Origin of the sequence: Mycobacteroides sp. CBMA 271 (assembly GCF_009729205.1) — a bacterium.
Taxonomy (GTDB): Bacteria; Actinomycetota; Actinomycetes; order Mycobacteriales; family Mycobacteriaceae; genus Mycobacterium.
In genome coordinates this window covers 1-11,991 of the sequence record NZ_VTHB01000003.1, presented here as the reverse complement: position 1 = coordinate 11,991, position 11,991 = coordinate 1, and the positions used below count along the sequence as shown (strand labels likewise).

Sequence of the window (11,991 nt, the reverse complement as noted above, 5' to 3'; positions counted from 1 at the left end):
TTCTCCTGGGAGTACGCTGTGAGACATGAAACGAATCCTGCCCTCAGCCTTGGCAATTGGAGTCGTTGCTAGCGGTTTGTTCATTGGAGGAATCGCCTCTGCAACCCCCGCAAAGGCCGATCCAGACCTTTGCGGCTCCGTAGACACCTATCCCCGGGTCACCGTCTGTGCAGACGGTGGCTGGGATCGTGGTTGGGACCGCGGCTGGCGCGGCGATCGCGGACGCGGCTGGGGCAAGGGCCACTGGAAGCACGGCGACTGGGACTGATCTAGTCGGCCGCCCCTTGGATAGCCGGCGCCTCGACGTCGACTGAGCTGGCACTACAAGTGCGCTGCGGTCTGGTGAGCGCTGCCTTCGACACCCGCATTGACGCCAACGAGATCAACGTCCGCGCCGGCGCTTGAACGGCCAGATGCGTTGTCGGCCAAAGTTTTTCGCCATGAGCCATGGACACACCCGTGGACAGGTCGCCGTTCGAGGTCACCGCCCGCACTGTCGGCACCGGCGCCAAGCCCGGCCCGGCCCGCGAACCGTCGTCATCGGCAGCTATCTGGCTCGCCGCTAGATGGGACCGCTGCTCGAGTTCCTACCCGACGGATCACGTGGCCCGAAGCGCCGTGCGTAGTCCTCGTGGATATGCGCATCTTTCTGACGCTTGAGCACATCGACAAGGCCCGGATCTAGATCGTGCTGAACCAGGCGGTGCCTGCGCCACACTTTGTTGAGCGCGTGCGCCATGATCAGCACCCACACGTAGATGGGCACCGTCATCTCCAGGTGCACGTAGAGCGAGGCGGGCAGCAGCCAAAACGGCCCGAGGATGAACAGCGGCGGGATTGCACACCTGAAGATGTGCCGTCGCACCGCCCCCTTGCCCGCCAGGTCACGGGCGACCCAGTCCTTCATCGAATCAGGCAGACGCCGCCCGTAGCAGTAGGCGATGTACTGAAGAACGTTCGGACGATCGGCGGGCATAACTAGATTGTAGACTAATAATTAGTGCACTAACCAACTGTTAGAGTGTGAGCATGACCGCAGTCTCGGAGGACATCGACCCGCTAGCCCTGGAACGGCAGGTGTGCTTCGCACTGGCCGTCACCAACCGTGCGGTGCTCGCGATCTACCGCCCTCTGCTGGCGCCCCTCGGGATCACTCACCCGCAGTATCTTGTGATGCTGGCGCTCTGGGATCACGCCAAGGCGAGCCCTGCGTCCAGCCCGGAAGCCTTGTCCGTCAAGCAAATAGCAGCCCTGTTGCAAACGGATTCGGCGACCATCTCCCCCATGCTCAAGCGGCTCGAAACACTCGGGCTCATCACCCGGCCGCGTAGCGCCGCCGACGAGCGCACCACGCATGTCACCCTGACCACACAGGGCGCCGCGCTGCGCCGGGAGGCACTCAAGGTCCCGGGGGCCGTGGTGGCACGCCTGGGCGTCGAGCTCGCCGAACTCGAGCACCTGCACCAGGTGCTGACCAGCATCAACACCGCCGCGCTGGCCGCGGGCACCCTGGCCACGGAATAGGCCTTCACCCCGCCGGAGCTTCAGGTGTGACGTCTGTCACACTCCCATGTACACCGATCGGTATACATGCTGCAATCAGCAGTAGACCGATCGATATACTAGGGAGACCATCATGTGGCACGACCCAATGATGTTGATTGCCCCTCTGCTCGTGATCGTGGCCATTCTCTGGGCGGTCAACGGAGAACATTCGATGAACTACTACCAACGTGACGTCCAGAAAAGCCTGTGGCGGCACTAGTTTGCGCCCCACTCCCGCGTCTGTTTGTCTAACACCATGACGAAGGACGAAGCCGCAGAACTCATCACCGCCCGCCGCGTCGAAAAGAATCTGACGTGGCAGCAGATCGCGGAAGCGATTGACTCACCACTGATTTGGACCATCGCCGCACTGTTGGGACAACACCCGGTGCCCGAGCAAAAGGCCGCGAAGGTGGCCAAGCTTCTCGACCTGGAGCCTGAGGCCACCACGGCGCTGCGCGCCCAGCCCTACCGCGGCACGCTCGATGGTGTCGCGCCGTCCGACCCGACGATCTACCGGCTTTACGAGGCGCTCAGCGTCTACGGCCCGGCGATCAAAGAAGCCATCCACGAGGAATTCGGCGACGGCATCATGAGCGCCATCAACTTCAAGGTCGACATCGCACGTCGTTCGGACCCCGACGGCGACCGGGTGGTGCTGACCCTCGACGGGAAGTTTCTCGACTACCGCTGGTGACCGTTCACAGCAGGCTGCGGATGTTGCGGCCCGTGATGGCACCCCATTTGGTGTCGAGCGCATTCATCAGCAGCTGCCAATAGGGCGCCCACAGCGTGCGCTGCGCCATGGCCGGGGGCATCGTCTTGTAGGTGGCCGCCTGCTGCGTCCACCGCCATGCCAATCCCCTGGCCACATCATCGATGCACCAGTAGATGAGCTCGTTCGGGTTGGTCGTAGTCCTCCAGAGGAAACCCTTCTTCGGGTCACGTGTGTGGTACCAAAACTGGGCACCGTCGAGCACATACTGCGGCGCGGTGTTGGAGTGACGCTCGCCCTTGGCCAGTTCAGTGGGCACCGGCACCTCGGAGATTGCCACTTCCCCCGCGAGGCGGCCGAGCACCGCGATGCGCACGTCGAGCTGCTCACGAATCCATTCCGAGCTTCCCGGGCTCCCCGGCTCGGCCGGAGTCGCTGCCTGGTCGGCCGACGGCACGGGGTCGGCGGCGGGGGGCCGGTCCGCGGGCTTCTCCGGGACCACCGGTGGGTCCGGCGGCATCTCACCAGCAACATCGACGATTGCCCCGCCCGCCCAATCGACCTTGGCCGGGTTGAGAACACCGTCCTCTTCCAGAGATAGGTCGACGACGTAGGCGATATCGACGAGGACATCGCGGGCTCCGGGCGCAAGCGAAACCCCGGGGCGCCGAGGACCCAGCAGCGCAACGTGCACCATGAAGAAATCGCCGTCATCATCCCGGTCGCAGTACTCCAGCTCGTATCGCGCGGCATTGGACACGTCGAACCGGTGCTTGACGGGCGGTTCCAGCAGCACGCTGCAGAACTGCACCGGGTGGTCGGCGTCCCCGTCCAGCATGCCGAGTTCTGTTGCGGTGATAGGAAGTTCGGCGACCAGACTTGGCGCAGAATCGTCCACGCCAGCGCGGATCGTGAACGTACGTGCGTCGGGCGGCCAGTCCCCTGGCTCCGGCGCGGCCCCCTGGTGACCGGTGGAATCAACCGTCATGTTCTTAACCGTATGGCAATCGTGTACTTCGGGCGACGATGGTGCACCCAGACCTGTTATTTTTACCCACAGACCGTCCCCGCTGGGGGGAGCAATTTGGACGTCAAGGAGATCACCATCGTGAAGCTCAATCTGCCTATTTTCGCCGCGGCGGCCGCTGCCGCAGCGGCCACCGGACTGGCCCTGATGCCGACCGCCGGAGCCGATACCTCGCTGGGTCAGCAGGGTCGCCTCACCAACGGCGATGTCGTGCAGGCCTGGACCATCAGCGACCTCAAGGTCAGCACCGATCAGCTGTCGTACGAGCCCAAGGGCACGCTGTGGGAGGCCACCGCCACCGACGAGGCCATCGAAGGCAGCGTCATTCCGATCGTCGCCAACTTCAACGCGAAGGCCAAGGACGGGGAGTCCTACCGGGTGCTGTACGGGGTAGCAACTCCGCAGGGCGTTAACCCCGGAACCCTGTCACAGGGCGAGAAGACCACCGGCAAGATCTACTTCGACGTGACCGGTACCGCCCCTGAGACGGTGACCTACACCTCCGGCGACGAGGATCTGCTCACCTGGAAGGCAGCACCCGCCGCGGCCCCCGCGACGCGTTCGGGAGGCTCGACCCATCAGGGCAACAACCCGGCGCCGGCCACCAGCACCGCACCGACCACCGCCACCCCGGTTCCGGCCGCCATTCAGGCCGGCAGCCAGGGCACGCCGCTGCCCGCCGGCAGCCAGGGCACCCCGGTCGATGAGCAGCTGCCTGCCACGACACCCACCCCGACGGTGGCACCGGTGACCGCGACGCCGACACCGGCTCCGACGCCTGCCACCCCGGCACCCGGTGCCGAGGGCACGCCGCTGAACGTCACCACTCCTGCACCGGTACCGGCCCCCGCGGCTCCCGGCGTCGAAGGCGCTCCACAGACCGTCAACCCGCCGGCTTCCGCCGTGCCCGCGGTTCCGGCCTCCGCCGACACCGTCCCGCACGGACAGCGCCCAGCGGTCAGCCAGGGCACGCCCGCAGAGGGATAGTTCAAACAGCTCGTCAAAGACCGTCGGCCGCCTCACGCGGCCGACGGTTTTTGTTTATGAGTGCGATGCCCACCAGGCGTACAGCTGGTCAAGCGCCGGGCCCGTCACGCCCGAGCGGGTCTCGCTGAGCAGCAGGCGCTCCTCATCTGTCCATCCGACCATTGGATGGCCCTGGACGGAGCCGCAGAACACCGTGCCACTCACCAGATCAGGTGTGGCGTTACGCCGCCACGGTCCCGGGGACTGAATCTTTCCCGGGCACACCACCACCGTGCTGCGCTTCGTGAGGCGGCTCAGCCCTGCCGCAAGGTCAGACCTGTTGCGCACCAGTGAAAAACTGGCCTCCTTGGGGCCGTCCGGGTCGTCATTGGGCCCGCATTTGACTTGTGCAACTGCCTCATTGGCGGGTTCGACGGCCTTACACGCCGACGGCGCGTATCCGTTGGGGAGCATGGAAAGCAGCTGACTCTCCGCATCGGAGTTCCGACTGGACACCGGCGTCTGCGGCGCCGCAGTGGCGTCCGCGGGAGCGTCGTCGGAGCCGCGTCCCATGAATATGGCGACGACGCCCCCGATGACAACCACCGCCGCGAGCGCCGCGCCACCAATCATCAACGGACGCTTGCTTCTTTCGGGTTTGTCCTCCCAGGAGGAGAAATCAACCGATCTCGACGGTAGAGCCGGTGGCGTCGGCTGCGAAGCCGCGGGCGTGGATTCGGACGGCGTCGTATCGCCGAAGAGTTCGTGGCTCGGCCATTGCATGTATGGACTGCTCGCCGCCGCGGACGGCGGCGTCCCGAGGCCAGCCGCGTAGGGCTCCGGCGACATCGGCTGCTCCATGAACGGAGGCTGTTCGTAGTCGTACGCAGGCGGCGCAAACGGCCCGGGATCCGACGACATCCCCGGAAGAGCATTGAGGACCGGCAGCGGCGCGGTGTCCGCGGCGTCAGACGAGCCCTCGGCCGCCGGTGAGCCCGCTCCGATATCCATATCCATCCGCTACCCCCAAGGTGTGGTCAGTGGCCTAGACATTAGTCGGCCCGCCGCGCACACCGGCCGAAGCACGCGCCTCGGTCTGGCACGAGCCGCGCCGAGGCTGCCTTCAGATCGTCGACGGCGCAAAATCGCGCGCTCAGCGCAGGCTCGCCGCCTCTTGGCTCGGCGTCGGGACCAATGCCCGCGCGATGGGCAGGATGTACCGTCGCGCGTACTGCTCGGCATCCTCCTTCGTCTCAAGCGCGTGCCTGGCGCTGGGCGCCAAAAGAAGCGAATGAGTCAGGCGCACAAATATTTCCGCAACGCCGTACGGATCGTCGACGATGTCTCCGGCGCTGCGACTCACATGGCCAGCGAGGTAGGTGGTCGCCATGTCGAGGCCCGGCCCCGCCCCGCTGGTGAGAACAGGCAGCACCGACTCCGGATCCATCTCCACCGTCTGCCGCATGAGCGGGTGGGTGTGCACATACCAGTAGATTCCGGTGAAGCCGGCCACAAGCTTGTCCTCGGGACTGGTCAAGGCGGCCACCTCGCGGTCGACGGCGGCGAACACCGTCTGCGCCTCGCGCAGCCAGACCGCGACCAACAGCTCGTTCTTGTTGGGCCAGCGCCGGTACACCGTCATATGTGAAACACCCGCACGCCTGGCGATCTCCTCAACCGTGGCGCGCCGGATGCCGAAGCTGATCATTGTCTGCAGCGCGGCCTCAAGGATGCGGTCGCCGGTCGGATCCGGATCTGCGGACACAGCTCAGTCTCTCACGCAGAGTCCCTTCCCAATCCAGTGTTGCAATGTTAGCGTTTAAGTAAGTTCCTAACATCGACGGAGGCTGCAATGACGCATGTACTGCCGCACGACACCCACCACGACGGCGACCTGGATCCAAACTCCCTCGACGACGGCGCAGCGATCCTGCGCGCAGACGGGACACGTCCACACGTCATGACCGCCTTCCGCAAGCACCTGGGCAGTCCGTTGACCGGAGCCTTCGGCGGAGTGCTGTTCGACGAGGTGGCGGTGATGCCGATAGCCGCCTCCGTTGACCGCTCGGGCCGGTTCCGTGAGAACTTCACCGACCGCGGCATTCGGAGTGCGCTCAGCGGACTGACACTGTTCACCGGTGATCGCCAACAGCGGGCCGACACCGCGCAATGGCTCAAGGAGCAGCATCGCGCGGTGCGAGGCACAGGAGTTGGCGAGTACGCGGGGATTCGTTACAGCGCATTGGATCCCGAGCTATGGATATGGATCGCCGCCAGCGCGATGAACGCCACGCTGGAGTCCTTCCAGCACTGCACGGGGTATGCGATGACCCCCACCGAAAAGGAGGCCGCGTACCAGTATCAGCGGTATCTGATCAAGGACCTCGAACTGCCCAGCGCGAAAGGAAAGCTTCCGGCGACTTACGCCGACTTCGCCGACTATTACGACGACATGGTGGAAAACCGGTTGCAGACCAACGGCTTTCTTCGTGAGCAGTTCGCCGGGCTGATGCGACTACCGCTGCCGACGCTCCTGCTCCCCGCCGCGGTGCGCCCAGCCCTCCTTCCCCTTTGGCTCACCATTCGGCCTATCGCGGGACGCATGATCCAAGTGTGCTCGGCCAAGGCCATGCACCCGGGTCTGCGCGAAATGATCGGGTTCAAGCTCAAACCTCACCACAATGTCGAGTTCGCGCTATACACACGGCTACTCCAGTTGGTGTGGCGCCTGACGCCCGATCGATTGCTCATAGAGCCCATGCTGTACAACAACATTCGCATCGACGCGGCACGGTCGCGGCTCAACGGATCACCTTCCGCTCAACGTAAGTACGACAAACTCACCCGATCGTTGACGCGTCGGAACGAGCAGTTGGCGACCTTCTATCACAGCCATCGCCTGGATACCTTTGCCGCGCCCGAACGCGCCACGGGGACCTGTCCGTTCGGCTGAGACCGCTGCGGCAACAGCCGGTGAGAGCCCTCGGGATACAATTCCCGTCGGCCCTCACCGGGCCTTTACCTGTGTATCAGCAGGGCTGATTCAGACGCCCAGGAGTTATTTATGGCCACCGACCGGCCCACCAGATGGCAGTACATCGCCTACTCATATGGGCGGCGCCTTCCAGACACCATGAGCGACTGGGTCGCCAACGATCTGTCGGGTCCCGGAGCCGTCCGCCGGCATATGATCCGATATGTCATCCCGCCGCATTTCATCCTGGCCCCGCTCTGGCTTCTGCCCGGCGGCCTCCTGCTGCATACCGCGATTACGTTGCCGATCTATGTGTGGGCCATCCTGATGACGCACGCGCTCAACAAGATCTGGCGCCGCCACCGGCTCGCCACACACGGCTTGGATCCCAAACTCGCCGACATGGTCAACCGAGAGAAAAACGCACTCAAGCACGAGGCGTACGCCCAGCGCTACGGGGAGCGCCCACAAACATCGGACGCCTACTCCAGCAGCGACCCCATCTAAAGCTGCGCAAGCTCACCCGGGCAGAAGAGACTCCCCACGCTCACGCGAACCCCAGAACCGATGGTCGACCCCTCGACGACCCTCGGCTGCAGCACCGCGTCCCGCTAGCGTCCCGGGCTGGCGGTGGCAGCAAAACTTTCCTAGCCAGCCAGAACAGAAATATCAGTTTCCATTCGACACGTCAAGGCGAAACTCACAGTATTCAACAGCTGCAAATGCCCAGTACAGCGGTGGCCGTCAGCGAATGCGGAGAACCGCGGCTGCTGTAATATCAGTTTCCGTCAGGGTGCATAGACTGAAACTGGGGAGTCCATGGAAAAGAACCGCTCCGCGCACCCCGCCAGCGAAATCGACGGGTCGGATCTTGCCGCCAAGCTAAACGAGCTGTTCGAAACGATGCATGCGGCCGGAACACCTCAGCTGTCAAACTATGCCGCCGCCAAGGGGATTGAGGAAAAGACTCGGGTGAGCCTGAGTCCGCAGTACCTATCGCAGATCCGTTCGGGAAAGAAGACCAACATCTCGGTCGTAAACCTGCGGGCGATAGCCGAGTACTTCGGCGTCCCCGCCGGCTATCTCATCGAATCCGGCACCGACGAGCGGATCAAGTCCCAGCTTGGGATGCTGCGCGTCCTGCGTGACGCGGGTGTCCGCGATATCGCCACGCGGGCTGCAGGGCTATCCCCGCAAGCTCTGGTCAACGTCGCCGCCCTGATTGATCGGGCCCGCGCGCTCGAACAACTCCCACCCGTCGAGCCACCCGATGAAGCATCGACAAACCGAGGCAGGTGAGTTATGGCGCTATCGAATGAAGAGATGCTCGCCATCGCCCGGGAACTCCCCATCCCCGTGCCATGGGACCGGGAGAGGTTCATCGCCAACCTTGCTGAACAACGCAGCCGCCCAATCCATCTCATAGCCACGGACACCGCTAGTTTAGCGGGCAGTCCGTGCGGGCTATGGCTCGTACGTGAGCACGATGACGTGATCCTGCACGAACGCAGCACCTCGAATTACCACATTGATCAGATAGTGCGCCACGAAATCGGGCACATGGTGCTGGGGCACGACCGCACTCACATCGATCAGCCTGTACCGGAAACCGCCTCGGCGCTATTCCGAAATATCCTGCCTGACATCAGCGTCGACTCTGTGCGTGCAGTGCTCGGCCGCAGCGACTTCGCCAACGAGCAGGAGCGCGAGGCCGAGACCTTCGCCAATCTGCTAATGATCGCTGGCCGCGAGAAAGAGAAGAGCGGCTCGATGATGCACAGCGTGTTTTTTCAGAACGACCGATGACGTCATCGGTTCCAGCCTGGATCGCCTGGCCGCTTATCGCCGCCATGGCAGCAGTAATTGCCTTGCGCTACAAGTGGTTCAACAAGACTCTGTACGACAACTACTTCAACAACACCTTGCTGCTCATGTTCATGGCACAGCTGCTGCGCGAGCATGCTGTTGAGCAACTGCTGAAGCGCGCCGCGGTCATGACCGTCACCATGGCCCAGCACCTGTCGTTAGTACTGGTGTTCTTCATGGCCGCAGAATTCATGGGCTTCATCACCTTGTGGGCGCGGCTCTCCCCCGAAGAGACTCGCCGACGCCACCGGTATCACCGTGGTGGGGCCCTAATCTTGGCCGCGGCATTCTTTCTTGTCACCACGCGGGCACGCGCCAGCGACCAGCTACTCGAGGTAGCCGGCGGCTGGGATAACGTCATCGCCTGGGGCCTGTACGCGGTATTGCCGGTCGCACTGGCAGCGCAGATGCTCAACATGTGCGTGCATGAGTTCCGGCGGCCCGAAGCCAGGCCCCGGGAACGCCTAGTTGCGGGATCCATTGGGACGATCGGGGCGGCGATCGGAACCACCACGTTGATCGCTATGGCTCTTGAGTTTCTCGAGGAAATCGGCTGGGTCCATTCCCTGGATTACCGGCTCGACAAGCACGCCTACATCTTTTTCTGGGAGGCAACCGGCGCCGCCGCCGTGGCGGCCATACCCATCGCGTTGGCCGCTGTCGCCCATCTAGGCTGGGACACCCATAGCCGTGACTGGCGCCAGCTGCAGCAGCTGCGCGCAGACATGACAGAAGCGGTGCCCGACTCGGCTTTCGAGATCGCAATCAATAGTCCGGCGCGCCGCAAGACAGCGTTGGAATTGCACCAAACAACCGTCCAGATCCGCGACGCTATCTTGAGGTTGCGCCCTCACTCCACCGATCTCAGCCCCGAATGCTTGGACCGATTCCTGCGCAAGTATGCCGTGCCGCCCGAGCAGAAGACAGAGGCCGCATATGCCCTGCAGTTGGCAGCCGCAGCGCGCGCCAAGGAATCCGGCGTCCAACCATCCGCGGCTGGCAGCCAGATCGTGCAGTCCCGGTCCACGACCCTCGCCGAAGAAACAGATGAATTGCTCGCACTCTCACGCTGGTGGCAACCGGCGCGGGCCTACATATCTCTGCTGGCCGCGGCACAACCCGAACTCACCACCCCCGAACGCAAAGGTGAACAACGATGACAGATACGCGCACAGCCACCCACGCCGCGCGGTCGCTGCCTCACCCACGGTTCCGGCTGCCGATACTCGGCGACCTTGTCAGCGTCGACTTCGCCAGACCCGTCCAGGGCCTCACCGAGGAAGCTCGCCGCCACAACGGCATCTTTGAACAGCGCATCGGCGACTTTCCCGTCATCGTGGTCGACGGCCCAGAACTGATCGAGGACATCAACAATGAGGAGTTCTGGGAGAAGAACGTCGGCCCGACGCTGCACAAGATACGCAGCCTCGCGGGCGACGGCATGTTCACCGCCTACAACGACGAACCAAACTGGCGCAAGGCCCATGACATCCTCGTCCCCTCCTTCACCAAGGAGGCGATGACCAACTACCACGCCAGCATTACCGACACGGTCCGCGAGCTCATCGCCGCTTGGGACACCCACGCCGACGGTGAAACTTGGATCGACGTACCCGCCGACACCAACCGGCTCACCATCGAAATCATCAGCCGCGCCGGATTCGGCTACAGATTCAGCAGCCTGACCGATCCCCGCGAGAACAACTTCATCAAAGCAGTTCTGCGCGAGCTGCATTACGCAAACCGGCGCACCGACTCCATCCCCTTCTACGAGCAGCTCTTCGGCCGCGCCCGCCGGCGCGAGCATGACGCGGACAAGAAGTTCATCCGCGCCGAAGTCGACACGATCATCGAAACACGCCGCGCTAACCCGCGCACCGGGCAAATCCCCGACATGCTCGACATCATGCTCACCTCCCCGGATCCTCTCACCGGGGAGACGCTCGACGACAACAACATCGGTAATCAGATCCTCACCTTCCTAGTCGCCGGTAGCGAAACCTCAGCCAACGCAATCGCATTCGCGCTGCACTTCCTGTCCACTCACCCAGAGATCGCCGCCAAGGCCCGCGCCGAAGTCAACGAAAGCTGGCCCGAACGCACCTTCCCCGACTTCCAGTTCGACCAGATCGCCAAACTGCGCTACCTGCGTCTGGTTGTCGACGAGACCCTGCGCCTATGGCCCGTCGCCCCCGGCTACTTCCGGCAAGCCAAGTGCAACAACACCATCGGAGGTGGCGCCTACGCCTTCAAGGAGAACGAATGGGTTTTCGTGAATCTGCTGGCTGCCCAACGCCATCCGTCATGGGGCCCTGACGCCGATCAGTTCAACCCCGACCGTTTTTTGAGCGAGAACCGCCGCAAGCTCCCCACGCATATCCACAGGCCTTTCGGTGTCGGCGCACGCGCGTGCATCGGCCGTCAATTCGCTCAGCACGAAATCCTGATCACCCTTGCCGCGATCCTGCACCAGTACGACCTCGAACCACGCCCGGATTACCAGCTGCAGGTCTCAGAAACGCTCACCCTCAAACCGTCCGACCTACTGCTACGCCTCAAGAAGCGCCCCTAACAACACGCACACCACCAGTGGGGCAGTTTCCTACCGGCTACGACTCACCCATACACCGCGAACAAACCACCCCCGCCGACCCGTTAGAGTTTTAGACACCTATTCACACAGGTCCCCGCCCTCGTAGCTCAGGGGATAGAGCACGGCTCTCCTAAAGCCGGTGTCGCAGGTTCGAATCCTGCCGAGGGCACTTCGAGCCTGTATGACGTCGGGTGATGCTTGACGTTTCGTCTTCGGGTGATGGGCGACAGTGTTTCGGCGGATGCTTTACATCTACTTCGGTTGATCCTTGACACTCCCTGAATGAGGGAGTTGAGCGTGGTCGA

Annotated in this window: 15 protein-coding genes and 1 tRNA gene; 12 read left to right on the top strand and 4 right to left on the bottom strand. The window is 63.4% G+C overall.

Translation table 11 applies throughout. The features are described 5' to 3' along the window. Positions 1-76: 76 nt before the first annotated feature. On the top strand, positions 77-268 hold the full coding sequence (locus FZI91_RS08690) for a hypothetical protein (protein WP_155939025.1): 192 nt from the start codon (positions 77-79) through the stop codon (positions 266-268). 294 nt (positions 269-562) lie between these two features. Here FZI91_RS08690 and FZI91_RS08685 read toward each other — a convergent pair whose 3' ends face one another. Beyond that, on the bottom strand, positions 563-976 hold the full coding sequence (locus FZI91_RS08685; RefSeq protein ID WP_155938651.1) for a DUF5313 domain-containing protein: 414 nt from the start codon (positions 974-976) through the stop codon (positions 563-565). A 53-nt stretch (positions 977-1,029) separates the two neighbouring features. Here FZI91_RS08685 and FZI91_RS08680 point away from each other — a divergent pair, with 53 nt between their 5' ends. The 3 genes from FZI91_RS08680 to cynS all read left to right on the top strand — a co-directional run bounded on the left by FZI91_RS08680 (position 1,030) and on the right by cynS (position 2,242). After that, positions 1,030-1,524 carry a MarR family winged helix-turn-helix transcriptional regulator gene (locus tag FZI91_RS08680; protein WP_155938650.1) on the top strand — a complete coding sequence of 165 codons (495 nt, stop codon included), beginning with the start codon at positions 1,030-1,032 and terminating at the stop codon, positions 1,522-1,524. A 112-nt stretch (positions 1,525-1,636) separates the two neighbouring features. Next, a complete protein-coding gene (locus FZI91_RS24090) occupies positions 1,637-1,765 on the top strand; it encodes a hypothetical protein (protein WP_255455724.1) in 129 nt (42 codons plus the stop codon). Between the two features lie 36 nt (positions 1,766-1,801). Beyond that, on the top strand, positions 1,802-2,242 hold the full coding sequence (gene cynS, locus FZI91_RS08675) for a cyanase (RefSeq protein ID WP_155938649.1): 441 nt from the start codon (positions 1,802-1,804) through the stop codon (positions 2,240-2,242). A 4-nt stretch (positions 2,243-2,246) separates the two neighbouring features. Here cynS and FZI91_RS08670 read toward each other — a convergent pair whose 3' ends face one another. Continuing rightward, the gene (locus FZI91_RS08670; RefSeq protein WP_155938648.1) at positions 2,247-3,248 is read right to left on the bottom strand and encodes an immunity 63 family protein; all 1,002 of its coding nucleotides are present in this window, start codon (positions 3,246-3,248) and stop codon (positions 2,247-2,249) included. 120 nt (positions 3,249-3,368) lie between these two features. Between FZI91_RS08670 and FZI91_RS08665 the strand changes: the two genes are divergently transcribed. Continuing rightward, complete coding sequence (locus FZI91_RS08665) at positions 3,369-4,274, top strand: MPT63 family protein (RefSeq protein ID WP_162525478.1); 906 nt, start codon at positions 3,369-3,371, stop codon at positions 4,272-4,274. Between the two features lie 54 nt (positions 4,275-4,328). Here the strand turns inward: FZI91_RS08665 and FZI91_RS08660 are convergent, their stop codons facing one another. Together FZI91_RS08660 and FZI91_RS08655 are read right to left on the bottom strand one after the other, a co-directional pair. Then, positions 4,329-5,270: a hypothetical protein gene (locus FZI91_RS08660; protein WP_155938646.1), complete on the bottom strand. Its 942-nt coding sequence runs from the start codon at positions 5,268-5,270 to the stop codon at positions 4,329-4,331. A gap of 136 nt (positions 5,271-5,406) precedes the next feature. Further along, entirely contained in the window at positions 5,407-6,018 is a 612-nt protein-coding gene (locus tag FZI91_RS08655; RefSeq protein WP_162525427.1) for a TetR/AcrR family transcriptional regulator, read from the bottom strand. Positions 6,019-6,105: 87 nt separating this feature from the next. Between FZI91_RS08655 and FZI91_RS08650 the strand changes: the two genes are divergently transcribed. The 7 genes from FZI91_RS08650 (at position 6,106) to FZI91_RS08620 (ending at position 11,855) form a co-directional block, all read left to right on the top strand. Further along, the gene (locus FZI91_RS08650) at positions 6,106-7,206 is read left to right on the top strand and encodes an oxygenase MpaB family protein (protein ID WP_155938645.1); all 1,101 of its coding nucleotides are present in this window, start codon (positions 6,106-6,108) and stop codon (positions 7,204-7,206) included. Between the two features lie 111 nt (positions 7,207-7,317). Continuing rightward, on the top strand, positions 7,318-7,734 hold the full coding sequence (locus FZI91_RS08645; protein ID WP_155938644.1) for a DUF5313 domain-containing protein: 417 nt from the start codon (positions 7,318-7,320) through the stop codon (positions 7,732-7,734). Between the two features lie 312 nt (positions 7,735-8,046). Next, a complete protein-coding gene (locus FZI91_RS08640; protein ID WP_155938643.1) occupies positions 8,047-8,526 on the top strand; it encodes a helix-turn-helix domain-containing protein in 480 nt (159 codons plus the stop codon). 3 nt (positions 8,527-8,529) lie between these two features. After that, complete coding sequence (locus FZI91_RS08635; protein WP_155938642.1) at positions 8,530-9,033, top strand: hypothetical protein; 504 nt, start codon at positions 8,530-8,532, stop codon at positions 9,031-9,033. Next, the gene (locus FZI91_RS08630; RefSeq protein WP_155938641.1) at positions 9,030-10,253 is read left to right on the top strand and encodes a DUF6545 domain-containing protein; all 1,224 of its coding nucleotides are present in this window, start codon (positions 9,030-9,032) and stop codon (positions 10,251-10,253) included. The genes FZI91_RS08635 and FZI91_RS08630 overlap by 4 nt, the downstream gene beginning before the upstream one ends. Beyond that, on the top strand, positions 10,250-11,665 hold the full coding sequence (locus FZI91_RS08625) for a cytochrome P450 (protein WP_155938640.1): 1,416 nt from the start codon (positions 10,250-10,252) through the stop codon (positions 11,663-11,665). The genes FZI91_RS08630 and FZI91_RS08625 overlap by 4 nt, the downstream gene beginning before the upstream one ends. 117 nt (positions 11,666-11,782) lie before the next feature. After that, positions 11,783-11,855, top strand: a tRNA-Arg gene (locus FZI91_RS08620). Positions 11,856-11,991 lie beyond the last annotated feature (136 nt).

Bases quoted from the DNA above. Each gene is read 5' to 3' on its own strand.
- FZI91_RS08650 (WP_155938645.1), top strand. From the start codon at position 6,106: ATGACGCATGTACTGCCGCACGACACCCACCACGACGGCGACCTGGAT.
- FZI91_RS08640 (WP_155938643.1), top strand. From the start codon at position 8,047: ATGGAAAAGAACCGCTCCGCGCACCCCGCCAGCGAAATCGACGGGTCG.
- FZI91_RS24090 (WP_255455724.1), top strand. From the start codon at position 1,637: ATGTGGCACGACCCAATGATGTTGATTGCCCCTCTGCTCGTGATCGTG.
- FZI91_RS08685 (WP_155938651.1), bottom strand. From the start codon at position 976: ATGCCCGCCGATCGTCCGAACGTTCTTCAGTACATCGCCTACTGCTAC.
- FZI91_RS08660 (WP_155938646.1), bottom strand. From the start codon at position 5,270: ATGGATATGGATATCGGAGCGGGCTCACCGGCGGCCGAGGGCTCGTCT.
- FZI91_RS08630 (WP_155938641.1), top strand. From the start codon at position 9,030: ATGACGTCATCGGTTCCAGCCTGGATCGCCTGGCCGCTTATCGCCGCC.
- cynS (WP_155938649.1), top strand. From the start codon at position 1,802: ATGACGAAGGACGAAGCCGCAGAACTCATCACCGCCCGCCGCGTCGAA.
- FZI91_RS08670 (WP_155938648.1), bottom strand. From the start codon at position 3,248: ATGACGGTTGATTCCACCGGTCACCAGGGGGCCGCGCCGGAGCCAGGG.
- FZI91_RS08680 (WP_155938650.1), top strand. From the start codon at position 1,030: ATGACCGCAGTCTCGGAGGACATCGACCCGCTAGCCCTGGAACGGCAG.
- FZI91_RS08625 (WP_155938640.1), top strand. From the start codon at position 10,250: ATGACAGATACGCGCACAGCCACCCACGCCGCGCGGTCGCTGCCTCAC.
- FZI91_RS08645 (WP_155938644.1), top strand. From the start codon at position 7,318: ATGGCCACCGACCGGCCCACCAGATGGCAGTACATCGCCTACTCATAT.
- FZI91_RS08635 (WP_155938642.1), top strand. From the start codon at position 8,530: ATGGCGCTATCGAATGAAGAGATGCTCGCCATCGCCCGGGAACTCCCC.